The organism is Amycolatopsis dendrobii, assembly GCF_014145675.1.
Lineage (GTDB): Bacteria > Actinomycetota > Actinomycetes > Mycobacteriales > Pseudonocardiaceae > Amycolatopsis > Amycolatopsis dendrobii.
Genome location: NZ_JACGZW010000014.1, coordinates 187,043 through 208,244, shown reverse-complemented (window position 1 = coordinate 208,244; position 21,202 = coordinate 187,043). Strand labels below are relative to the sequence as shown.

21 protein-coding genes are annotated in these 21,202 nt (G+C 69.0%); 10 read left to right on the top strand and 11 right to left on the bottom strand.

Going from position 1 to position 21,202, the window contains the following annotated elements:
- Nucleotides 1-92 precede the first annotated feature (92 nt).
- Nucleotides 93-530, bottom strand: a complete 438-nt coding sequence (locus H4281_RS36325; protein ID WP_182895381.1) for an Lrp/AsnC family transcriptional regulator — start codon at nucleotides 528-530, stop codon at nucleotides 93-95.
- A gap of 124 nt (nucleotides 531-654) precedes the next feature.
- Here H4281_RS36325 and H4281_RS36320 point away from each other — a divergent pair, with 124 nt between their 5' ends.
- The 5 genes from H4281_RS36320 to H4281_RS36300 all read left to right on the top strand — a co-directional run bounded on the left by H4281_RS36320 (nucleotide 655) and on the right by H4281_RS36300 (nucleotide 6,487).
- Nucleotides 655-1,071 carry a rhodanese-like domain-containing protein gene (locus H4281_RS36320; RefSeq protein ID WP_182895380.1) on the top strand — a complete coding sequence of 139 codons (417 nt, stop codon included), beginning with the start codon at nucleotides 655-657 and terminating at the stop codon, nucleotides 1,069-1,071.
- Nucleotides 1,068-1,817: a type 1 glutamine amidotransferase gene (locus H4281_RS36315; protein ID WP_182895379.1), complete on the top strand. Its 750-nt coding sequence runs from the start codon at nucleotides 1,068-1,070 to the stop codon at nucleotides 1,815-1,817. The genes H4281_RS36320 and H4281_RS36315 overlap by 4 nt, the downstream gene beginning before the upstream one ends.
- A gap of 94 nt (nucleotides 1,818-1,911) precedes the next feature.
- On the top strand, nucleotides 1,912-3,042 hold the full coding sequence (locus tag H4281_RS36310; RefSeq protein WP_182895378.1) for an inorganic phosphate transporter: 1,131 nt from the start codon (nucleotides 1,912-1,914) through the stop codon (nucleotides 3,040-3,042).
- A 30-nt stretch (nucleotides 3,043-3,072) separates the two neighbouring features.
- Nucleotides 3,073-6,048: a bifunctional [glutamine synthetase] adenylyltransferase/[glutamine synthetase]-adenylyl-L-tyrosine phosphorylase gene (locus H4281_RS36305; protein ID WP_182895377.1), complete on the top strand. Its 2,976-nt coding sequence runs from the start codon at nucleotides 3,073-3,075 to the stop codon at nucleotides 6,046-6,048.
- A gap of 10 nt (nucleotides 6,049-6,058) precedes the next feature.
- Nucleotides 6,059-6,487, top strand: coding sequence for an acyl-CoA thioesterase (locus H4281_RS36300; protein WP_182895376.1), 429 nt, complete (start codon nucleotides 6,059-6,061; stop codon nucleotides 6,485-6,487).
- A gap of 78 nt (nucleotides 6,488-6,565) precedes the next feature.
- On the opposite strand, the gene H4281_RS36295 is transcribed toward H4281_RS36300, so the two are convergent.
- Nucleotides 6,566-7,117, bottom strand: coding sequence for a TetR/AcrR family transcriptional regulator (locus H4281_RS36295; protein ID WP_182895375.1), 552 nt, complete (start codon nucleotides 7,115-7,117; stop codon nucleotides 6,566-6,568).
- Nucleotides 7,118-7,348: 231 nt separating this feature from the next.
- On the opposite strand from H4281_RS36295, the gene H4281_RS36290 reads away from it, so the two are divergent.
- Genes H4281_RS36290 through H4281_RS36280 form a run of 3 tightly spaced genes read left to right on the top strand, consistent with a single transcriptional unit; the run spans nucleotide 7,349 to nucleotide 10,918 of the window.
- Nucleotides 7,349-7,801, top strand: coding sequence for a (2Fe-2S)-binding protein (locus tag H4281_RS36290; protein ID WP_182895374.1), 453 nt, complete (start codon nucleotides 7,349-7,351; stop codon nucleotides 7,799-7,801).
- Nucleotides 7,788-8,750 (top strand): FAD binding domain-containing protein, encoded by a 963-nt coding sequence (locus H4281_RS36285; protein ID WP_182895373.1) that lies wholly within the window; start codon nucleotides 7,788-7,790, stop codon nucleotides 8,748-8,750. The genes H4281_RS36290 and H4281_RS36285 overlap by 14 nt, the downstream gene beginning before the upstream one ends.
- Entirely contained in the window at nucleotides 8,747-10,918 is a 2,172-nt protein-coding gene (locus H4281_RS36280; RefSeq protein WP_182895372.1) for a xanthine dehydrogenase family protein molybdopterin-binding subunit, read from the top strand. The genes H4281_RS36285 and H4281_RS36280 overlap by 4 nt, the downstream gene beginning before the upstream one ends.
- Before the next feature lie 502 nt (nucleotides 10,919-11,420).
- Here H4281_RS36280 and H4281_RS36275 read toward each other — a convergent pair.
- Nucleotides 11,421-12,272 carry an oxidoreductase gene (locus tag H4281_RS36275; RefSeq protein ID WP_182895371.1) on the bottom strand — a complete coding sequence of 284 codons (852 nt, stop codon included), beginning with the start codon at nucleotides 12,270-12,272 and terminating at the stop codon, nucleotides 11,421-11,423.
- A 72-nt stretch (nucleotides 12,273-12,344) separates the two neighbouring features.
- Between H4281_RS36275 and H4281_RS36270 the strand changes: the two genes are divergently transcribed.
- Entirely contained in the window at nucleotides 12,345-12,947 is a 603-nt protein-coding gene (locus H4281_RS36270) for a TetR/AcrR family transcriptional regulator (protein ID WP_182895370.1), read from the top strand.
- Nucleotides 12,948-13,325: 378 nt separating this feature from the next.
- Nucleotides 13,326-14,210 (top strand): hypothetical protein, encoded by an 885-nt coding sequence (locus H4281_RS36265; RefSeq protein ID WP_182895369.1) that lies wholly within the window; start codon nucleotides 13,326-13,328, stop codon nucleotides 14,208-14,210.
- Nucleotides 14,211-14,262: 52 nt separating this feature from the next.
- Here the strand turns inward: H4281_RS36265 and H4281_RS36260 are convergent, their stop codons facing one another.
- From H4281_RS36260 to H4281_RS36225, 8 genes are all read right to left on the bottom strand, one after another.
- Complete coding sequence (locus tag H4281_RS36260; RefSeq protein ID WP_182895368.1) at nucleotides 14,263-15,108, bottom strand: carboxymuconolactone decarboxylase family protein; 846 nt, start codon at nucleotides 15,106-15,108, stop codon at nucleotides 14,263-14,265.
- The gene (locus tag H4281_RS36255) at nucleotides 15,108-16,313 is read right to left on the bottom strand and encodes an RNA polymerase sigma factor (protein WP_182895367.1); all 1,206 of its coding nucleotides are present in this window, start codon (nucleotides 16,311-16,313) and stop codon (nucleotides 15,108-15,110) included. The genes H4281_RS36260 and H4281_RS36255 overlap by 1 nt, the downstream gene beginning before the upstream one ends.
- Nucleotides 16,310-16,672, bottom strand: a complete 363-nt coding sequence (locus tag H4281_RS36250) for a YciI family protein (RefSeq protein WP_182895366.1) — start codon at nucleotides 16,670-16,672, stop codon at nucleotides 16,310-16,312. The genes H4281_RS36255 and H4281_RS36250 overlap by 4 nt, the downstream gene beginning before the upstream one ends.
- A 150-nt stretch (nucleotides 16,673-16,822) precedes the next feature.
- On the bottom strand, nucleotides 16,823-17,650 hold the full coding sequence (locus tag H4281_RS36245) for a dioxygenase family protein (RefSeq protein WP_182895365.1): 828 nt from the start codon (nucleotides 17,648-17,650) through the stop codon (nucleotides 16,823-16,825).
- A 50-nt stretch (nucleotides 17,651-17,700) separates the two neighbouring features.
- Nucleotides 17,701-18,636, bottom strand: a complete 936-nt coding sequence (locus H4281_RS36240; RefSeq protein ID WP_182895364.1) for a helix-turn-helix transcriptional regulator — start codon at nucleotides 18,634-18,636, stop codon at nucleotides 17,701-17,703.
- A 176-nt stretch (nucleotides 18,637-18,812) separates the two neighbouring features.
- Nucleotides 18,813-19,349: a helix-turn-helix domain-containing protein gene (locus H4281_RS36235; RefSeq protein WP_182895363.1), complete on the bottom strand. Its 537-nt coding sequence runs from the start codon at nucleotides 19,347-19,349 to the stop codon at nucleotides 18,813-18,815.
- Between the two features lie 13 nt (nucleotides 19,350-19,362).
- A complete protein-coding gene (locus tag H4281_RS36230) occupies nucleotides 19,363-20,868 on the bottom strand; it encodes a sodium:solute symporter family protein (protein WP_182895362.1) in 1,506 nt (501 codons plus the stop codon).
- A gap of 4 nt (nucleotides 20,869-20,872) precedes the next feature.
- A complete protein-coding gene (locus H4281_RS36225; protein WP_182895361.1) occupies nucleotides 20,873-21,091 on the bottom strand; it encodes a DUF3311 domain-containing protein in 219 nt (72 codons plus the stop codon).
- Nucleotides 21,092-21,202 lie beyond the last annotated feature (111 nt).

The window sequence follows — 21,202 nt, the reverse complement described above, 5'->3', positions numbered from 1 at the left end:
ACCCGGTGGTTCTCCCGGGGCCCAGACTCATATCCGGACCCAAGACAAGGCCCGAACCCGTTACCGGGGTTCGGGCCTTCATCATGTCCAGGTCACAGCGGCAGCCCGCGGCCTCGGACGGGAGACGAGAACACCAGCGAGGTCGTCGTCTCGCCGTAGCGCTGAGCCCGTTCTACAAACAGCTCCAGCTCCGCAGTCGTGCGGCAGTGCACGCGGAGCAGCCAGCATTCGTCACCGGTGACGTGATCGGCGTCCGTGATCTCCGGCAGCGGGAGGATCACCTCCCGGAAGCGCGGGCCGTCCAGGCTGCGGACCCGGACCCGGACGATCGCCTGGATCGGGCGACCCAGCTTTTCCGGATCGACGCGTGCTGCGTAGCCGGTGATCACCCCGCGCTGTTCCAATCGGCGTACCCGTTCGGTCACGGCCGGCGCGGACAGTGAGACTCGGCGGCCGAGTTCCGAGAACGTCAGGCGGCCGTCGGACTGGAGCAGCCCCAGCAGGTGCCGATCAACATCGTCGAGGTCCACCTCGGCACCCTCTCAGAAACTCCAGGCCAACTGCCGTCCAGACCCGGAAAACCCTGGTGAAGACGGCGGAACACCTGGATCTTCCCCTGTCCGGGACCAGGATTGGAACGAGAGGATCGACACCGTGAAACCGCGCATCCTCTCCCTTCCCCACGAAGCCTCCAACGCCGTCGAGTACTTCGGTGGCGAGCTCGCCTTCGAGGTCGACCCGGTCGACCTCGCCCAGGACCTCGCCGACGGGCGCACCGACGGCTACGTCCTCGTCGAGACCCGCAGCCCAGGGGCGTACGCCGAAGCTCACCTGCCGGGCGCGATCTGTTTGCCGTACCGGGAAATGACCGAGGAAAGCACCCGTGACCTCGACCGGAACCTCGTCTACGTCTGCTACTGCGAGAGCATCTACTGCAACGCCGCCACCCAGGGCGCGTACCGGCTCGCGCGGCTCGGCTTCACCGTGAAACGCCTCTCCGGCGGCATTACGACCTGGCTCGCGCACGGCTATCCGACAGAGTCCGAGCAGCCCGTACCCTGGACGCCGTGACTCGTCTGCTCATCATCCAGCCCGATGCCAGCGATCCCGTCGGCCCGCTCGGGGAGTGGCTCACCGAGGCCGGCGCGGAACTCGACGTGCGGCTGCCGCCGGAGCAGGAGCTGCCGTCGAGTCTCGACGGGTACGACGGGTTGATCTGTCTCGGCGGCGGCATGGGCGCGCTTGACGACGCCAAGCATCCCTGGCTCGCCGACGTCCGGAAGCTGCTCGCCGCCGCGGCGGGGAAGGCCGTGCCGACGCTCGCGCTCTGTCTCGGTTCACAACTGCTCGCCGTCGCGACCGGCGGGCAGGTCGCGGAGGGCGAGTCCGGGCCCGAGGTCGGGCCGGGGCTTGTGTCCAAGAAGGACGCCGCGTGGGTCGATCCGCTCTTCGCGGACATGCCCTTCCTCCCGGACGTCCTGCAGTTCCACCGCGACGTCATCACCGTTCTGCCGCAGAGCGCCGAGCTGCTCGCGTCCACTCCGAAGTACCCGCACCAGGCCTTCCGGATGAACCGTTGTGTCTACGGTGTCCAGTTCCACATCGAGACCACGCCGGACGTCGTCCGCGCCTGGGCCGAGGCGGAGCCGGAAATGGCGGAACTCACCCGTCCGGGCGCGCTGGAGGAGGAGACCCTGATCTCTGCGCACGCGGAAATCGCCGAGACGTGGCGTCCGTTCGCGCGCCGGTTCGTCCAGTTGGCCGCCGGGCAGCTGGAGGCGGCTCCGGAAAGTCAACGCCAGTTGCCGCTGGCTTAACGGATGATGTCGGAATCACTTACGGCGAGTTAACGGTTCACCCAAACGGTCAGGTACCTTGCGAGAGGTATTTCCGTAGGGTTCGGAGGTCGGGGTGGACCCCTCGCTGCTCGTTGTCGTCGTGATCTGCACGGCGCTGGTTTTCGATTTCACCAACGGCTTCCACGACACGGCGAACGCGATGGCGACCTCGATCGCCACCGGAGCACTCCGGCCCCGCGTCGCCGTCGCGATCTCCGCGGTGCTGAACCTGGCCGGCGCGTTCCTGTCGGTCGAGGTCGCGAAAACGATTTCCAGCGGTCTCGTCGACGAGACGAGGATCGGGCCCGCCATCGTGTTCGGCGGGCTCATCGGGGCGATCGTCTGGAACCTCTTCACCTGGTACGTCGGCCTGCCGTCGAGTTCGTCGCACGCGCTGTTCGGCGGCTTGATCGGTGCGACCTGGGTGTCCGCGGGCGCGGATTCCGTCCACTTCGCCAAGATCGTGGACAAGGTGCTCGTGCCGGCCGCCGCCTCCCCGATCATCGCGGGAGTCGCGGCGGCAGCGGTTACTTACCTCGTCTACCGGTTCCTGGTGCGCAAGCGCGGCGGCCGGGGGTTCCGGGTCGGACAGATCGTCTCCGCGTCGCTGGTCTCGCTCGCGCACGGCACCAACGACGCGCAGAAGACCATGGGCGTCATCACCCTGACGCTCGTTGCGGCCGGTAGCCTCCCCGCTGGATCCGCGCCGCCCGTCTGGGTGATCATCAGCGCCGCGTCCGCGCTCGCGCTCGGCACGTATCTCGGCGGCTGGCGGATCACCCACACCCTCGGCAAAGGCCTCACCGACATCGAAGGCCCGCAGGGCTTTTCCGCGCAGACCAGCAGTGCGGTCGTGATCCTGCTGTCCTCGCACCTCGGGTTCCCGCTGTCGACCACGCACGTCTGCTCGGGCGGCATCGTCGGTTCCGGCGTCGGCCGCCGGGAGGCTCCGGTGCGCTGGCGGATGGCGGGCCGGATGGTGCTGGCGTGGCTGTTCACGCTGCCCGCGGCGGCGATCGTCGGCGCGGCGGCGGGCAAGATCGCCTCGCTCGGCGAGGCCGGGACCATCGCGGTCGGCGTCGCCGGCATTCTCTTCGCGGCCGGGATTTACCTCCTTTCCCGCCGCAAACCCGTCACCGCGCACAGCTTCCAGGTCCCCGAGCCCTCTGCCGCCGATACCGAACCGGACCGCCTGGCTGCCTGAACCGGCCCGGCTCCGGCTACGGTGTGAGCGATGGCAGAGCGCGCGCGGACCACAGCTTCGGCGGCCAGGTACGGCTTCACCGACACCCGGGCCGACGGTCAACTGCGCGCCGCGGGCTGGTGGACCGAAGGCGGACCCGCCGACGGCGCCACCGACGTCCTGCTCGCTCTCTCCCGTGCCGCGGACCCGGACCTCGCGCTGGCTGGGCTCGACCGCATTCGCGAGGCCGACGAACCCGGTTGGCCCGAGCTGGACAGCACGCTCCGCGAGAACCGCACGTTCCGCGGTCGGCTCCTTGGCGTGCTCGGCACCTCCACCGCGTTGGCGGATTTCCTCGTCGCCAATCCGGGCGAGTGGCGTTGTCTCGCGGACAACCGGTGCACCGACCCGGCGAAGTTCGCGGAGCGGCTGCTTGAGCGGGTTCGCCAGGACGACGGGACGTACGCCACCGGGACCGCCGCGGAGCATGAGCTGCGGGCTGGCTACCGCGGGCTGCTGCTCGGCATCGCCGCCGCTGACCTCGGCCACCTCGTCGAACCTGGGTTGGAACACCCGCAGTTCCGGGACGTGGCCAGCGAACTGACCACTCTCGCCGAGGCTTCGTTGCAGGCCGGGCTGGTGGTCGCCGAGCAGGAGGTCGGCGCGTCCGCCGAAGGCGCGCTCGCGGTGATCGCGATGGGCAAGACCGGCGGCCGCGAGCTGAACTACGTGAGCGACGTCGACGTCATCTTCGTCGGGGCCGGCGACCTCGGCGTCGCGACCCGGCTGGCCAGCACGATGATGCGGCTGGTCGGCAACGCGTGCTTCGAGGTCGACGCGGCGTTGCGACCGGAAGGCAAGAGCGGCGCGCTGGTGCGCACGCTCGAAGGGCACACCGCGTACTACCAGAAGTGGGCGAAGACCTGGGAGTTCCAGGCTTTGCTGAAGGCGCGTCCGGTGGCCGGCGACGCCGAGCTGGGCCGTCAGTACGCGGAGATGGTCGCGCCGATGGTGTGGTCGGCCGCGGACCGCGAGAACTTCGTGACCGAGGTTCAGCAGATGCGCCGGCGGGTGGAGGACCACGTCGCGTCGGAGCATCTCGAACGCGAGCTGAAGCTGGGTCGCGGCGGATTGCGCGACGTCGAGTTCGCCGTGCAGCTGTTGCAACTCGTGCACGGCCGGGTGGATCCCGCGCTGCGCTCGTCGTCCACTTTGGAAGCCTTGGCCGCGCTGGGCGACGGCGGGTACGTCGGCCGCGCGGACGCGGCGGAGATGAGCTCGTCGTACGAGTTCCTGCGCACCGTCGAGCACCGGCTGCAGCTGCGCCGGTTGCGGCGGACGCACCTGTTCCCGGCCGCGTCGGACACCGATGAGCTGCGGATTCTCGCCCGCGCCTGTGGGATTCGGCCGGTTCGCGGACGCAGCCAGGGCGAGGCGCTGCTCGCTGAGTTCCGCCGGCACGCGCAGGGGATTCGGCGGCTGCACGAGAAGGTTTTCTACCGTCCGCTGCTGCAGTCGGTGGCGAATGTGCCGACGGAAGCGTTGCGGCTCACCACGAAACAGGCCGCCAGCCGGCTCGCCGCGCTCGGGTACGCCGCGCCGGAAGGGGCGTTGCAGCACATCAAGGCGCTGACCGCCGGGGTGTCGCGGCGCGCGGCGATTCAGCAGGCGCTGCTTCCGGTGTTGCTCGATTGCCTGGCTGATACGCCGGATCCGGACGGTGGGCTGCTTTCGTATCGCAAGGTTTCCGAGGCGCTTCAGGACACTCCGTGGTACCTGCGGGTGCTGCGTGACGAGGGCACTGTCGTGGAGCGGCTCGCCTTCTTGCTCGGCACGTCGAACCTGGTGCCGGACCTGCTTGTCCGCGCGCCGGAAGTGCTTCAGCTGCTGGGAGATCCGGCTCGGTTGACTGGACGTACGCCAGCCGAAGTGGCGACGTCGCTTCGGGCCGCCGTACGCCGTCAGCCTGGGTTAAGCGCTGCTGTCACCGCTGCTCGGTCACTGCGTCGCCATGAGCTGCTTCGCGTCGCGTGCGCGGATTTGTTGGGACTGCTGGATGTTCCGTCGGTCTGCGAAGCGCTGTCGAGCGTGTGGGTCGCGGTGTTGCAGGGAGCGCTGTCGGCGGCTTATCGGCAACGGCAGGCTGAGCTGGGGCGTACTCCGGCGACGATCGCGGTCATCGGCATGGGACGGCTCGGCGGGGCGGAACTGGGCTACGGTTCGGACGCCGACGTGCTCTTCGTCTGCGAACCCGCGGAAGGCGTCCCGGACGCCGAAGCGGTGCGGTTCGCCTCGTCGGTCGCGGAGACGGTGCGGAAGATCCTCGGCGCGCCGAGTGCGGATCCGGCGCTGGTCGTCGACGCGGACCTCCGGCCGGAAGGACGCAGCGGGCCGCTCGTGCGGACGCTGGACTCGTACCGCGCGTACTACCAGCGCTGGGGCGAGGTGTGGGAATCGCAGGCGTTGCTGCGGGCCCGGTTCGTCGCCGGGGACGAGGAGCTCGGCCAACGGTTCATCTCGATGATCGACCCGTTGCGCTATCCGGAAGGCGGGCTCGACCCGACGGACGCGCGCGAGATCCGGCGGATCAAGGCCCGGGTGGAGACCGAACGGCTCCCGCGCGGAGCCGACCCGACACGGCACACCAAACTAGGCCGCGGCGGTCTCGCCGACGTCGAGTGGACTGTCCAGCTATTGCAGTTGCAGCACGCGCACGAGGTGCCTGGCCTGCGGACGACGTCGACCCTCGACGCGCTGACCGCCTTGGCCGAGGCGGGCCTCGCGCCGGCCGAGTCGGTGGACTCGTTGCGCGAGGCCTGGCTGCTGGCCACGCGCGTGCGCAACGCGACGATGCTGGTGCGCGGCAAAGCGGCGGACGAGGTGCCCGGCACCGGCCGCGACCTGGCCGCGGTGGCGCGCGTGTTCGGCTACTCGGTGGACGATGACCCCGGCGAGTTCCTCGACGCCTACCGCCGTGTGACGCGGCACGCGCACGCCGTGGTCGAGGAACTCTTCTACGACAACTAGCCTGGACTTCGTGACCGACCGCGAACCGTTCCGCACCCGGATCAAGGTGCGCCACTACGAACTCGACACGCTGGGCCACCTGAACCACGCCGTGTACCACTCGTACGGAGAGGTTTCGCGACTGGAAGTCTTCGAGGCGGCCGGCGACCGGAACCTGCGCGAAGCGCGTCTCGCGCCGGTGCTGCTCGAGTCGAACATCGTCTACCGGCGGGAACTGCGCGCCGGGGACGAGGTGGACGTGACCTGTGACGCCTCGTTCGGCGACGGCAAGGTGTTCTGGATGACCTCGCGCATCGTGAAGCTGGACGGGACGCTGTCGGCCGAGATCAAGTGCACGCTGGGGTTGATGGATCTGGAGAAGCGCAGGCTAGTGCCGGACCCGCGGGGGCATTTCGAGCGGGCCGGGATTGATCTGAAGGTGCTGTCCACTTCGGAGTGAGGCTTCGGGGCGGGTCCGTGCGGGCCACCTTCCCGGATTCTGATTCCCTCGGGGTTCCCCGCACGGACTTCGCCGTGGTCAGTCCAGCCGCATCCCGTGCCACACCAGATCCACCACCGCGTCGGTCTCCGCTTTCCAATCTCCTTCCGGGGTAAGGAAAAACAGCCCGCCGAGACCGCGCATCAGGGTTTCCGTCTTCAGGTCCGGCCGGATCGTGCCCGCCTCCGCGTTCGCCTTGCGGAGGGTGTCGAGCGCGTCGAGCATCCGCGCGTACGCCTGCGTCGGCAGTTCGCTCTGCGAGGCGCGCAACGCGTTGGCCAGCCCGCGTTTCGTCATCATGTAGTGCGCCAGGTAATCCACGATCCAGACGCGCAGCGCCTGAGCGGGGGAATGCTCGGCGAGTAATTCGGGCACGATCTCGACGAGCTGGTTCACCTCGCGTTCGTAGACGGCCAGCACCAGCGACTCCGGCGTGGGGAAGTGCCGGTACACCGTGCCGACGCCGACGCCCGCCTCCTTGGCGACCGCGTTGAACGACACTTCTCCTGCCCGGCTCACGGTTTCCGCCGCCACCGCCAGGATCCGTTCGTGGTTGCGCCGGGTGTCCGCCCGCCGCGGGCTCACCGGCATCGCGCCTCCCGCGTGACTTCGCCTGCTTGGCCTGGAGCTGCTCCAGCACCACCTGGAGCAGCTCCACTTCGTTGCGTAGCGGATTCTAATCCGCTAGCCTCGGTCAAAGCGAGCCAAGCGGATGAATATCCGGTTTACCCCGGACGGCTCGTGTTCCCGAAGGGCCGTCACCACCACCATCACGCCGCAGGACGTCCGCCGCGGACGGACTGCGGGAAAGCGAACCCTACTGTGGACATTTCCCTTGAAGTCAATGGAAGAACCGAGCAGCTCAGCGTCGAGCCGGGAGTGACCCTCCTGGACGCGCTGCGCGAGCGGCTCGCCGTCACCGGCCCGAAGAAGGGCTGCGACCGCGGTCAGTGCGGCGCCTGCACCGTGCACGTCGACGGCAAGCCGGTGCTGTCCTGCCTCACGCTCGCGGCCGCTGTGCGCGGTCCCGTCACCACCGTCGAAGGACTGTCCACTGAGGACGAACTGCACCCGGTGCAGCAGGCGTTCGTGGATCAGGACGCGCTGCAGTGCGGGTTCTGCACGTCCGGGCAGGTGATGTCGGCGGTCGCCGCGGTGCGCGACGACGTGTCCGACGTGCGCGAGTTCATGTCCGGCAACCTGTGCCGTTGTTCGGCGTACCCGAACATCGTGCGCGCCGTGGAGCAGGCGAGGCAGGCCGATGCGACCGTTTGAGCTGACCGCACCCGCCACCGTCGAGGACGCGCTGGGCAGCGCGGGCACCTATCTCGCGGGCGGCACCACCCTCGTTGACCTGATGAAGCTCGACGTCCTCACGCCGCAGCAGGTGGTGGACATCAACGACCTGCCGCTGCGGGGCATCGACACCGCGGACGGCCTGCGCTTCGGTGCGCTGGAGCGGATGGGCGACATCGCCGCGCATCCCGGCGTGTACCCGGCGATCTCGCGCGCGCTGTTGCTCAGCGCGTCGCAGCAGCTGCGGAACATGGCGAGCATCGGCGGAAACCTGATGCAGCGCACGCGGTGCTCGTACTTCCGCGACGTCGCCATGCCGTGCAACAGGCGTTCGCCGGGCAGCGGCTGTTCGGCGATTTCCGGTGTCAACCGGATGCACGCGATCTTCGGCACCAGCGATTCCTGCGTGGCCACCCACGCCAGCGACGTCGCGGTCGCGCTGGTCGCGCTCGACGCGGAGGTCGTACTGGCCGGTGCCGAGGGCGCCCGGACGGTCGCGCTGACCGAGTTCTACCGGCAGCCGGGCGACACCCCGGAAATCGAGCACGACCTGCGTCCGGGCGAGCTGATCACCGAGGTGCGCGTGCCGCGGCTCGACTGGGCGGAGAACTCGACGTACGTCAAGATCCGCGACCGGCAGTCGTACGAGTTCGCGTTGTGCTCGGCGGCGGTCGCGCTCGACGTGCGCGACGGGAAGATCGCCGACGCCCGCGTGGCGGCGGGCGGAGTCGGGACGGTGCCGTGGCGGCTGCCCGCCGTGGAAGAGGCGCTCCGCGGCGCGGAGCTGACCGAAGAAGCCTTCGCTGCCGCCGCCGCGGTAGCCGTCGAGGGGGCAAAGCCGTTGCCCGGCAACGTGTTCAAACCTTCGCTGCTGAAGCGGACGATCGTCCGCGCGCTGCTCGAACTGACCGAAGGGAGCCGGGCATGAGCGCGCGGCTGGACGGTCCGCGGAAAGTCACCGGCCAGGCCGATTACGCGCTGGACCGCACGTTCCCCGGCATGCTGTACGGGTACATCGTGCTCAGCACGATCGCGCACGGCGAGATCACCGCGATGGACGTGACCGCGGCGAAGAGCGCGCCCGGGGTCGTGAGCGTCTACAGCCCGTTCGACCCGCTCGAGCTGCACCCGTACAAGTCCCAGCTGATGGGGGACCTGTGGCTGCCGCTGCACGACCGGGACGTGGTGTTCTACGGGCAGCCGATCGGGCTGGTCGTCGCGGAGACGTTCGAACAGGCACGGGACGCGGCGGGGCTGATCGAGGTCTCCTACCAGGAAAAGCCCGCGCTGACGTCGATGGAGGACGGGCTCGCGACGGCGGAGGACGCACCGGAGAGCCGGGGCAGCGCGCCGTCGATCGAGGTGCTCGCCGACGGCGTCGAGTCCATCGCGGACGCATTGGCGCGGAGTTCGGTCGTCGTTTCGGAGACCTACCGCACCGCGACGCAGAACCACGCCGCGATGGAACCGCATTCGGCGGTCGCGAAGTGGGACGGCGGCGAGCTCACGCTTTACAGCGGAAACCAGGCCAGTTACCTGCAAGCCATGGAAATGGCCGGGGTGCTGGGCATCGAGCCGTCGGCCGTGCACGCGGTGAACCCGTATGTGGGCGGCGCGTTCGGCGGCAAGGCGGGCACCTCGGCTCCGGGGATGCTGGCCGCGGCCGCAGCCAAGGCGCTCGACCGTCCGGTGAAGTGTGCGCTCACCCGGGAGCAGGTGTTCACGGCGACGGCGAACCGGCCGGCCACGGTGCAGAAGATCGCACTGGGCGCGGATCGCGACGGCACGCTGATCGCGGTGCAGCACGACTCCTGGTCGGCCACGTCGATGAGCCGGTCCTTTGTGGAGCCGACCTCGCACGGCACCTCGCGCGAGTGGTACGCGACGCAGAACCTGTCGATCAGCCAGAAAATGGTGCCGCTGCACATCCCGCCGGGCACATTCATGCGCGCGCCCGGGGAGGCGTCGGGTTCGTTCGCGCTCGAAAGCGCCATCGACGAGCTCGCGATCGCACTGGAGATGGACCCGATCGAACTGCGGAAGCGCAACAGTTCGCTCGCTCCTCCCGGCGTCGATCTGCAGTGGTCGAGCAAGCACCTCGACGAGTGCTACGAGATCGGGGCGCAGCGATTCGGCTGGGCGAACCGCTCGCCGCGCGGGCACGTCGACGGGGACTGGCTCGTCGGCATGGGCACGGCGACCGCCATGTTCCCGGGGCTGCGCTTCCCGGCGACGGTCGAGATCGTGCTCAACGCGGACGGGACCGCGGACGTGTCCACTGGCGGGGCCGACCCGGGCACTGGGCTGCTCACCGTACTGGCCACGATCGGGGCCGAATCCCTCGACATCGACCCGGAACGCGTCACCCCGCACCTCGGCGACTCCCGGTTCGCGCCGGGCGGCATGTCCGGCGGCTCGACCGCCACGGCGAGCACCGGCACCGCGATCATGCTCGCGGCCACCGAACTGCTCGACGAGTTGGTGGCGCTCGCCGCCGAGCCGGGCGCGCCGTTCGAGGGCGAGGTCGTCACGTACGCCGAGGGCTTGCTGCACGGCAACCACGGCACGATGCCGTTCGGCGACCTGCTGCGCGCGATCGGCCGGGAATCCTTGTCCGCCAAGGGATCGTCGGCTCCGGGCGAGGAGATGACGAAGCATTCGTTCAGCTCGTTCGGCGCGCAGTTCTGCGAGGTCCGAGTGCACCGGCTGACCCGCGAGGTCCGGGTGTCGAGGATGCTGGGCGTCTTCGACGGCGGCCGGATCATCAACCCGACGCAGGCGCGGAGCCAGCTGTCCGGCGGCATGATCTGGGGCGTGTCCGCGGCCTTGCACGAGGGACTGGAAGTGGAGCCGAGCGGACGCCCCGCGAACGCGGACTTCGCGAGCTACCTGCTGCCGGTCAACGCCGACATCCCGGAGATCGACGTCCAGTTCGTCGAGTACCCGGACACGCTGCACAACGCGGTCGGAGCCCGCGGAGTCGGCGAGATCGGCGCGGTGGGCATGGCAGCCGCGGTGGCGAACGCGGTGTGCAACGCGACCGGGATCCGGGTGCGGAGCATTCCGATCATGATCGAGGATTTGCTGGTGGAGTGACCGAGAGGGGGCGTCCGGATGCGGGCGTCCCCTCCCTGGTCGCCCGGTGGGGCTTGGTGGGTGGTGTGCCGAGGTCCGGCGTGCGAATACCTCGACGCCGTGGCGGGCTCTCGCATGCTGGCGTCTGCCGGGGTGTGCGCTGGCGCGGCGCGGTTGGCGGCGCTGGAGTGCGTGCTGGTAGCGGCTAGCCGACGCATGACGCGTTCGCTGCGCCCGGCACCGTAAAACGCCAGTCTCGAAGCGAACGCAGTTCTGGCCCGGGGTGCGGAACTGCTCCGCGGGCCCATTCGCCTTTTGCCCGCAGTCGGAAATATGTTCTCAGCTGTGCGGCGGGTGGTCTGCCCTCGGCTGGTGCGGACGCGTTCTCCGCAGATCGGCGACCAGATTCCGAGCGCACTCTCCCCGCCGGGAAAATGCGCTCGTGCCTCAGCCCGCAAGCAGTATGTCTGGCTTCGCGGGCACTTTTCGCAGAGTCTGGCCGTGGCTCCGAGGCTGAGCCTGATCAGCCGGGCAGCTGAGCCCCGTCCGGAAAGTCGGTGGACCGGCTCAGCTCCGCCCATTCCTCGATCTCCTTGTCGACCGCCGCGCGGCCGTTCGCGATGAGGCGGAGGGCGTCGGAGCCGAGGACCAGGTGCGCGGGCGGGTTCGGGACGTCGAGGATGTGCAGCACGGCCTCGGCGGCCTTGCGCGGGTTGCCGAGCTGTTTGCCGCTGGCCGCTAGGCGGTGGTCGCGGATCGGGTTCATCACCTGGTCGTAGTCCGGCACCGAACGCTCGGTGCGGACCATCGACCGGCCCGCCCAGTCGGTGCGGAACGATCCCGGCGCGATCGCGGTGACGTGCACGCCGAACGGAGCGACCTCCTTGCCGACCGTTTCGAGAATGCCTTCGACGGCGTACTTGCTGCCTTGATAGAAGGACGTGCCCGGCACGGTGATCAGCCCGGCCATCGAGGTGACGCCGAGGATGTGCCCGCGCCGCCGCTGCCGCAGGTACGGCAGCACCGCCTTCACCGTCGCGACGACGCCGAACACGTTCACCTCGAACTGCGCGCGCAGTTCGGCCATCGTCGACTCTTCGAAAACGCCCTCGTGGCCGTACCCGGCGTTGGCGATGACGACGTCGATCGGGCCCACTCCGGCCTCGATCTCGTCGACGGTCCGGAACACCGCGTCGTCATCGGTGACATCGAGGATGCGCGCGAGCGATTTCCCCGGCTGGAGCTGTTCGAACTCCGCGGCGTCGGCCTGCTTGCGGACGGTGCCGACGACGGTGTGGCCGGCTTGGAGCGCGGCCTCGGCGAACGCCCGGCCGAGGCCCGAGCTGGCGCCGGTGATCAGGAAGAGCTTGGTCATGAAGCGAACTCTACACTGTGTTGAGAAAAATCTGCACTGCGTCAAAAATAGTCGGCGTGATAGAACGGGCAGGTGGAAGAGCACGACACCCGCCCGCGCCGCCGGACCGCTCCGACCAAGGGCGACCTGCGCGAACGCGCGATTCTCGACGCGGCGGAGCAGCAGTTGAACTCGACCGGCGGGGCATGCATGACCGTCGCGACGATCGCGCAAGAGGCCGGGATCACCCGGGGTGCGCTCTACTTCTACTTCGGGTCCAAGAACGAGGTGCTCGCCGCGCTGGTCGAGCGGACGGTGGCCAAGCTGCGCGCCGAGGTCGACGCGGTGGACGCGGCCGCTTCGGCTCCTGGCGAGGCGGTCCGGCGGGGGATCGGGCAGACCGCGCGGATGTGGCGCGAGCACGGCACGGTGATGCGCACGGCGGTCGAACTCTCCCCGTCGGTTCCGGCGATCGACCAGGCGTGGCGCTCCGCGGTGGTCGCGCTCGCCGACACCATGCGAGGCGTCGCCGAGCGCGCCGGGCTGCCGTCCGGAACCGCGGCGGAGGTTGCCTCGGCGTTGGTCTGGATGACCGAACGCGTCTTCTACCAGGCGTTTGCCGCGGGCAGCTCGCTGGACGACGCGGCGGCGACGCTGACCCGAGTCTGGCTGTCAGCGCTCGGTCTCCCGGTCTAGCTCACCGCGACGGCGACCTTGCCCGTGGGCGGCCGCCAGCAGGACCGCCTTCGACCAGCACCTCCCACGCCGCCCGGCTCGAAATCGCCCGCACGAGGATCCGATGAGTTTCCCCGGCAAGCGGGCCTGGTCATCGCCACCCGGCGCGGCAAACGGACCTGCTGCCGCCGCGACGAGGAGAACAGCGCCCGTCTCCTGGAAACCCTGCGCGACGTGTTCTAGGCCGGGGTTGCGAGGCCGGTCGAGGTCGTGCCCGCGCGGACCAGGCGGGGGCGACATTGGGGCAACGATGGCTCTCCGCGGAACTTCCGGGCAACGGGATTCGGTGCTTCACGTCTTTGGGGGCAGAGATTCGCCAAAAGACACGGGGAGCACGAAATGGGATTCACCGCGATGAAGTCGATGAAGCTGGTCCTGGCCGGCGGGGCGGTCGCCGCGACCGCTTTGCTTTCCGCATGCAGCGGAAACAATGTCGACGGAAATGGTTCCGCGGCGAAGAGCGTTTCCGACGCGGCGGCGGTCAAGCAGAACACCCAGGGCGGTTCGGCCGGTGCGGCGGGCACCGCGGCCACGTCGAACGGCGATGTGAACTGCAGCAAGCACGGCGGGCAGGTCGGCCCGGCGGGCGGCAAGCAAATGGATCTGATCGCGGTGCAAAGCGCCAACGGAACCATTCCCGGCTGCACCGAAGCATTCAATGTGATGACGAAGTACTACGAATTGGCTCCGTCGCAGGGCGAAGGCCCGGGTCACCGGGTTCTCGGCATTGAAGGGCACTGGGACTGTGCCTTGGGCGCGGAAGAGGAATTCGCTCAGGGCGTGGTGAACTGCGGCAAGGACGGCGGCACCGAGTTCATGATCAAGACCGCGCCGACCGGGGGCGCGGGCCAGCAGCCCGCCGCGCCGACGCGCCGCTTCCCGAACACGACGCAGACCGTGCAGTTCACCGGATTCGACCGTTCGGTCAACATGGCCCAGTTCCAGCTGGTCACCTGGAAGAAGGGCGGCCCGGACGACGGCCAGTTCGTGCCTGGCGACGCCAAGACCTACCGGCTCCCGGTGAGCAAGACCGCGCAGGTCTTCGGCGCGGCCGAACTGTGCCCGGGCGGCGAGGTCGCCCTCGACCCGCAGGGCCGCGGCACGAACCCGTGCACCGAGCAGGCCCTGATGGAGGCGCTGACCGGCGCGAAGCAGCTGCACGCCGAAATCCACGTCGACAAGAACGACAACATCGACGTCGTCAAGGAGCTCTACCGCCCCTGAGCGGACAGTTGACGCGAACCGGCGGCCGGGTATTCCTGGCCGCCGGTTCACGTTACGCGTCGAGTTTCTGTTGCCCGGCGTCGAAACTGCGCAACGCGGCGCCGACGGCCGCGGCGACAGTGATCTCGTAGACCTCGTCTTCCTGGTATTTCGTCTTCAGCTCAGCGAAATCGGCGTCAGTGAGCCGATAAGACGCGTCGCGGACCTTCTCCGTGAAGGGTTGCAACGGCGCGGGCAGGCCGTCCCCAGTGGCTGCCGCTGTGCGAAGCGCCGGGTCGGTCACCGCGGGCGCGGTGAACACGGAGTACCGCATGTTCTCCACCGGATCCTCGTGCTCGTCAGCCGGGCCGCCGGCGAGCAGGAAACCGGGGAACCGGTACCCGAACCGGTGCAGCGCCCGGGTTCCGCTCTCCAGCTGCCCTTCGCGAAGCACAAACCCGAACGCGTTCGCGAGCCGGTTCACGACGTTCCACACCAGATTCACCCGCAGCGCTTCCCGGATCGCCGCCTGCGGAAGATCCGGCAGGGCGATCTGGTCCGGGTTCAGCGTGACGGTCTCCAGGAACGCCTGAATCGTGCGCACCTCGGGCCGCGCCGCGTCCGGTCGCGACGGGTCGATCTCGCCTTGTCCGGCGATCCGGGTCAGCTCCGCGTGCGAGTCGACGCAGAACGGGCACTCGTGCAGCACCGCCGTGGACATGGCGAGGAATTCGCGTTCCCCGGCGGTCCAGTACGACGGACCGCGCATCGCCGGGGCGGTGAGATCCAGCAGCGGCCGGGTGAGGAAGCCGGGACGGTACAGCAGCATCTTCACGATGTCCGGCGGCTGTTTCGACGTGATCGACAGGAACAGCTTGGCCCGCAGGCGATGCCCGTTGTCGAGAATGGACAGTCTCATCAGGACTCCAAGGTGGCTAAGCGGCCCGCGAGGAATCGCCGGTCGGCTGGGTTGACAGCGAGTTCGTGGGCGCGCCGGTACGCGGTCATCGCCTCGGCGGTACGGCCGAGGCGGCGCAACAGGTCGGCGCGCGCGGCGTGCATCAGGTGATACCGGTCAAGTCCGTCGATCCCGTCGATGAGCGCCAGTCCTTTCTCCGGGCTGGTGGCCATGGCGACCGCGACGGCGTGGTTCAACGCGACGACCGGAGACGGATTCATTTCGGACAATCGCTGATACAGCCCGGCGATCGCTGCCCAGTCGGTGTCCGCTGCGGAACGAGCTTGCGCGTGCTGGACGGCAATCGCGGCTTGCACCTGATACGGCCCAGGATTCTCGAAGCGCAGCGCACGGTCCAGCAGCCCGATCGCTTCGGCGAGTTCACCCTGGTCCCAGCGACTTCGGTCCTGGTCTTCGAGCAACACGACGTCGCCGCTGGAGGTGTAGCGAGCGGCGGTGCGCGAATCGTGCACGAGCAGGAGCGAAACCAGGCCGAGCGCCTCGGGCTCGTCCGGCATGAGCGTCGCGACCAGCTTCGCCAGCCGGATCGCTTCCTGTTGCAGCTCCCGGTGTTCCGGCGCGGTGTAGCCTTGCGTGAAGATCAAGTACAAAACCGCCAAGACCCCGGACAACCGCTCGGACAGCAGATGATCGGCCGGCACGGCGAGGCTGATCCCGGCGTCGCGGATCTTGCGTTTCGCCCGCACCAGCCGCTGCGCCAGCGTCGCCTCGCTGACCAGGAACGTCCGCGCGATCTGCCCCGCGGTCAGCCCGGCCACCGCTTGCAGGGTCAACGCGACGCGCGCTTCCTCGGCGAGCGCGGGGTGGCAGCAGGTGAACACGAGGCTGAGCCGTTCGTCGCCGATCGCGAGCAGGCTGTCCTCGGACGGTTCCACCGCGACCTCCGGCTGTTCCCCGAGCCGAGCGAGCTTCTCCAGGCCGCGGCGGGCGCGCCGGAGCCGGTCGATCGCGCTGTTGCGGGCGGCGGTCAGCAGCCACGCGACGGGGTCGTCCGGCGGCTCGTCGCCCCAGTTGCGCAGGGCGAGCGCGCACGCGTCCTGGAGCGCGTCCTCGGCGAGTTCGAAGTCGCCGAGGACGCGCACCAGCGCCGCGAGCATCCGGGCCCGGTGCTCGCGATAAACCTCCCGCAGCAGCGGCGAGGTCATGCCTGGCTGGTCAGCCCTGGCACGCCCGCGACCGGGCGCACCTCGACGGTGCCGACCGCGGCCATCGGGCACAGCGCGGCGAGTTCGAGGGCTTCGTCGAGATCGCGGCAGTCGAGGACGTAGACGCCGCCGAGATGCTCGTGGGTCTCCAGGAACGGCCCGTCGGTGATCAGCGTCTTCCCGTCGCGGACGCTGACCGTGGTGGCGGTGTGCTCGCCTTGCAGCGGATGCCCGGACACGAACGCCCCGCGCCGGCGGCACTCGTCGGCAAACGCGTTCACCCTGGCCAGCGCGTCCGGGAAGGCCGGATCGCCGGGTTCCGGGCGGTCGCAGTTGTAGATCACCAGCAGGTACAGCATGTGTCCTCCGAGGGCCGGTTCCGGCGAGTTCGTTAGTGGAAGACGAACGCGTCGACCGTAACTCGACAGCGCGAGCCGGGCTTCTCGGAAATTCCCGGAGAACGGAGAACGGCGGGCCCGGGGGAGCCCGCCGTTCTCGTGAGGAGGGGATCAGCCCTTCTGCCACAACGCCGGCGCGTTGGGCGGTTCCCAGCCCGGCTGGGCGGTGTGGCCTTGCAGGCACACGTAGCTGACCCCGTTGAACGTGACGCGGGTGCCCGCGGGGTACGACTTGCCCGCGGTCCAGGACGTCCCGCCGGGCTGGCCGGTCGGCGACGTCGGGCTCGTCGAGGGCCCGCCGGTCGGCGTCTGCTGGACGTTGAGCACGAAGTCGAACGCGGCCTCCTTGGCGTTGTTCGGGGCGTCTCGGACGGTCATGAGCAGCCGCGAGTCGAAGATGGTGTCGGTGTTGTTCCGCGGCTCGCCCGGGAAGTACAGCTGCGTCGTCAGGATCGGCTCCCCGGGAGCCTGCACCTTGACGTGGATGTGCCGCGTCCGGCCGGGGTAGAGGCCGGGCACGATCGTGGTCAGCTTGAACTCGCCGAGGTCGTTCGTGTACTGGTGGCCGCGGAAGGTGTAGCCGACGTTGTCGTACGCGCCGTTCACGTCCGCCTGCCAGAAGTCCAGCAGCGCGCGGCCGACGGGCTGACAGGACAGCCCGAACACGTATCCGCTCACGGTGAGCCGCTGGCCCGGGGTGTTGGCGTCGACGAGCACGCTGCGTTCGGGGGAGTCCGGCTTGAAGTACGGGCCTTCGGTCTGGTCGATCGTCGGCTCGTCGCCGTCGTGGCAGTACGGGGTCGGCTCGACCTTCTGCCCGCCGGCGAAATTCGTGCGGGCCAGGGCGGGACCGCCGACGAGTGCGACCGGCGCGGCGACTCCGGCGGCCAGTGCGGCCTTCAGCACTGCCTTGCGGCTGAACTTTCTGTCTTCGTCCATGCCTGCTCCTCGGTGGGGGCTCGGGATTCCCCTCGACGGTAGGGAGGAGATCAGCCCGCAGCGATGGACGGAGTCATGCAGTCGTGGTGAATCTTCGGGGCGGTGTCGCCGGTGCGGCGGAATCCGCCGGGGCTCAATCCGGTTTCGCGCCGGAAGAACCGACAAAAGTAGGCCGGATCGGCGAATCCGACGCGGCTGGCCACCTGCCGCACGGACAGATTCGTCCGCAGCAGGAACCGTTTCGCCTCCTGGGTCCGCGCCTCGCGCACCAATTCCGCCGCGGTACGCCCGGTTGCCGCCTTGACTGCCTCGGTGAGGTAGCCGGGAGTGACGCCGAGCCGTTCCGCGTGCGCACGCACCGACCACAGTCCCAGCTCGGATTTTTCGGCCTGCTGCGCGAATTCCGCCGCTACCGCGCGGGCGCGGGCCGGGGCCGGCGCGGGCGGAATCCCGGGAAGCCGGCCGGCGCGCACGATCAGCACGTGCAGCAGTGCGCGCAGCACGGATTCGCCGTCCTCGCCGCCGCGGCGGAATTCCTCCTCGAGTTCGGCGATCAGCCGCGCGGTCCGGTCGTGCTCGGCTCGGTCCAGTCGCAGCCACGGCCGTTCGCGCAGCCTGCGCAGGGTTTCGCGGTCGGCTGGATGGTCGAACAGGAAATCGTCGGTGAACAGCACGACCGATCCGGCGAGTTCGCTCGCCTCCCAGTGGTGCACCTGGCCCGGCGTGACGACGCCGAGGTGCGGCGGGCTCAGCTCCCATCGCGTCAGGTCGACCACGTGCGCGCCGGTCCCTCCGGTGACGAGCACGATTTCGTAGAAAGTGTGCCGGTGCGGGAATTCCGCCCTCGACAGCGGGCCCACCGCGTCGAAAGACCCGACCGCGAACGGCACCGCGTCGGGCGCGGGCACCTCAAGCCGGTGCAGCGGAAGTTCACCGGTCTTGACCGGTCGGCAGCACATTCCCGGGGGCACCGTCGTCCCTCGCATCAGTCCGTCCTTTTCGCCGGTTTCGGAACGAAAAGTCTAGACCAATTTCCGGGCGGACACCTCCGACGGAAGTATCAGTACTGTGCCGGATGGTTACTGATCCGACCACAGTCACGGCCTATGACTTCGCTGCGACGGTTACGTGCCGCTTCGGGGGCGGCCTGCTTTTGGCCGGATCAGTAACTCGGCGGAGTGACGCTCACGAGGAACCGGGCGGTGGTCCGGCCGTCGTTGCGGAAGCGGTGCGGGATGGTCGAATCGAAATGGCAGCTGTCGCCGGTCTTGAGCACGTGCGTCTGCTCGCCGACCTGGACGGTCAGCCGTCCGGCGATCACCACCACGCATTCCTCGGACGGATGCGAACGCAGTTCGTCGGACGAGGCGCCGCCGGGTTCGAGCACGCCTTCGAGCACCTCGAGCTTCGCGCCGCCGGGCGACGCGCGGGTGTAGGTGATCGCGTGGTGCGGCGAGGAGATCCGGTACCGGTCGTCGTGCCGGATCACTGCGACGGTTTCCTCTTCCGGCTCCTGGAACAGGCTGAACAGCGGGATGTCGAGCACCTCGGCGATCCGCCGCATGGTTTCCAGGCTGGGGTCGGTGACGCCCCGCTCGACCTGGCTGATCAACCCGGTCGACACTCCCGCCTGGTCGGCAAGCTGGCGCACGGTCAGCCCGCGCAGGGTGCGGAACTCGCGGATCCTCGTCACGGTCACCCGATCATTATCATCAAACGGCGCTCCGGTGCAGGTCACCGGCCTCCGCGGGTCCCGCTGGGCGGTCCCCCGCCCCGACCTCGACCGCGGCTCGCGACGGCGGCCGGGTCACCAGGCTGACCGCCACCGTCACGATCAGGTTGACGACGAGCGCGGGCAATCCGACGACGGTTCCGGGTGGCATCGTGTGCGCGACGAGCGAGCCGAGCGCGGGCACGCCGACGATCAGCCCGCCGCACAACGCACCCGCCGCCAGCCCTGGCGCGGTGACCCGGCGCCACAGCATCGAAAGGAACAGCGCGGGAGCCAGCTGTCCGACGGCGCTGTACACGTTCGTCATGATGCTCAACAGTTTTTCGTTGCTGTGCGCGACAAGAAGTACGGAAAGCGCAGTGAAAACGAGAACGCCCACGCGCATCGCAGTCAGCGACGAGGCCCATTTCGTCGACCGGGCCCCGAGCACGTTGCGGGTGAACAGACTGCTGGCCGCGAGCACGAGCACCGCGGTCGGCACCAGCGCGACGAGAATGCCCGCGCCGCCGAGCAGTCCGATGACCCATTCCGGATATTTCTCGCGCACGAAAATCAGCAGCGACGCGTTGGCCTGTTTGTCGGTCAGCTTCGGCAGCGCGAGCACCGCGGCGAGCGCGATCATCACGATCAGGACGTAGAACAGCGAATACAGTGGCTGGACCACCTGATTGCGGCGGATCGTCGCGACGTCCTTCGCGCTGTACGAGACCTGGAACATGTGCGGCAGCGCGAACGAGCCCAGCGGCGTGAGCAGCAGGAAGCTCATCCACCACCACGTGTTCGTCGCGGTCGAGCCATGGAGTCCGGGCAAGGTCGCGCCGCTCGGATGCGCTTGCTTCATCGCGTCGAACACGCCGAGCGGACCGCTCACCCCGGCCGCGTTCGCCGCGCCGATCGCGACCACGAGCAGGATCGCGATCAGCAGCACGTCCTTGACGATCGCGGTGAACGCGGCGCTGCGCATCCCGCCGACCAGCACGAATCCCGCGACCAGCACGCCACCGGCGATGACGTAGACCAGCGACGGAACCTCGCTGCCGAACAGGCTCGCCAGGATCAGGCTGAGCCCGGTCAACTGCACCTGCGCGTACAGCAGCAGCGCGACGATGCCGAAGACGGCGACCAGGCCGCCGAACCAGCGGGCTTCGAAGCGGGTGGTGAAGTAATCGGCCATGGTGACCAGGCCGTGCTGTTTGCCCGCGCGCCAGATCTTCGGCACCACCCAGTAGCCGACGGCCGCGGTCAGCACGACCGTGCCGAGGACGTAGAACCCGGGCGCGCCGTTGCTGAACACCCCTTGCGACGCGCCGAGCAGCGCGAACGTGGTGAACGTTTCGCCGACCAGCAGGAACCAGAACAGCCAGGTGCCGAACCGGCGTCCGCCCACGGACCATTCCTGCAGATTCATCGCCCGGCCGCGCGCGGCGGCGACGGTGCCCCAGACGATCGAACCGACCGCGATGAGAAGAGCGAGCGCCAGTGCCATCGCGCTACACCCGGTCCAGGTCGCCGCGGCGGCGGTCGATCGCGTAGACGAGGCCGATCGCGCCCGAACCGACCAGCACGCCCGCGGTCATCCACACCAGCAGGAAGGGGATCGAGCCGAAGACGTAGCCGATCCGGTTGACCAGCGGGATCGCCGCGACGCACCACGCGAACGGGACGACGAGCAGAAGCCAATGCCAGCGGCGCTTTCTGGGTGGGGCCATGATCGCTCCTCAGCTGCCCGGGTCACCATGTTCAGCCTGGATGAATTCGCATCAGTGTGAGCGATGAGTTGTGTCGCGTCAATGACGACAATCGGGGCAACGCGAGAGAGG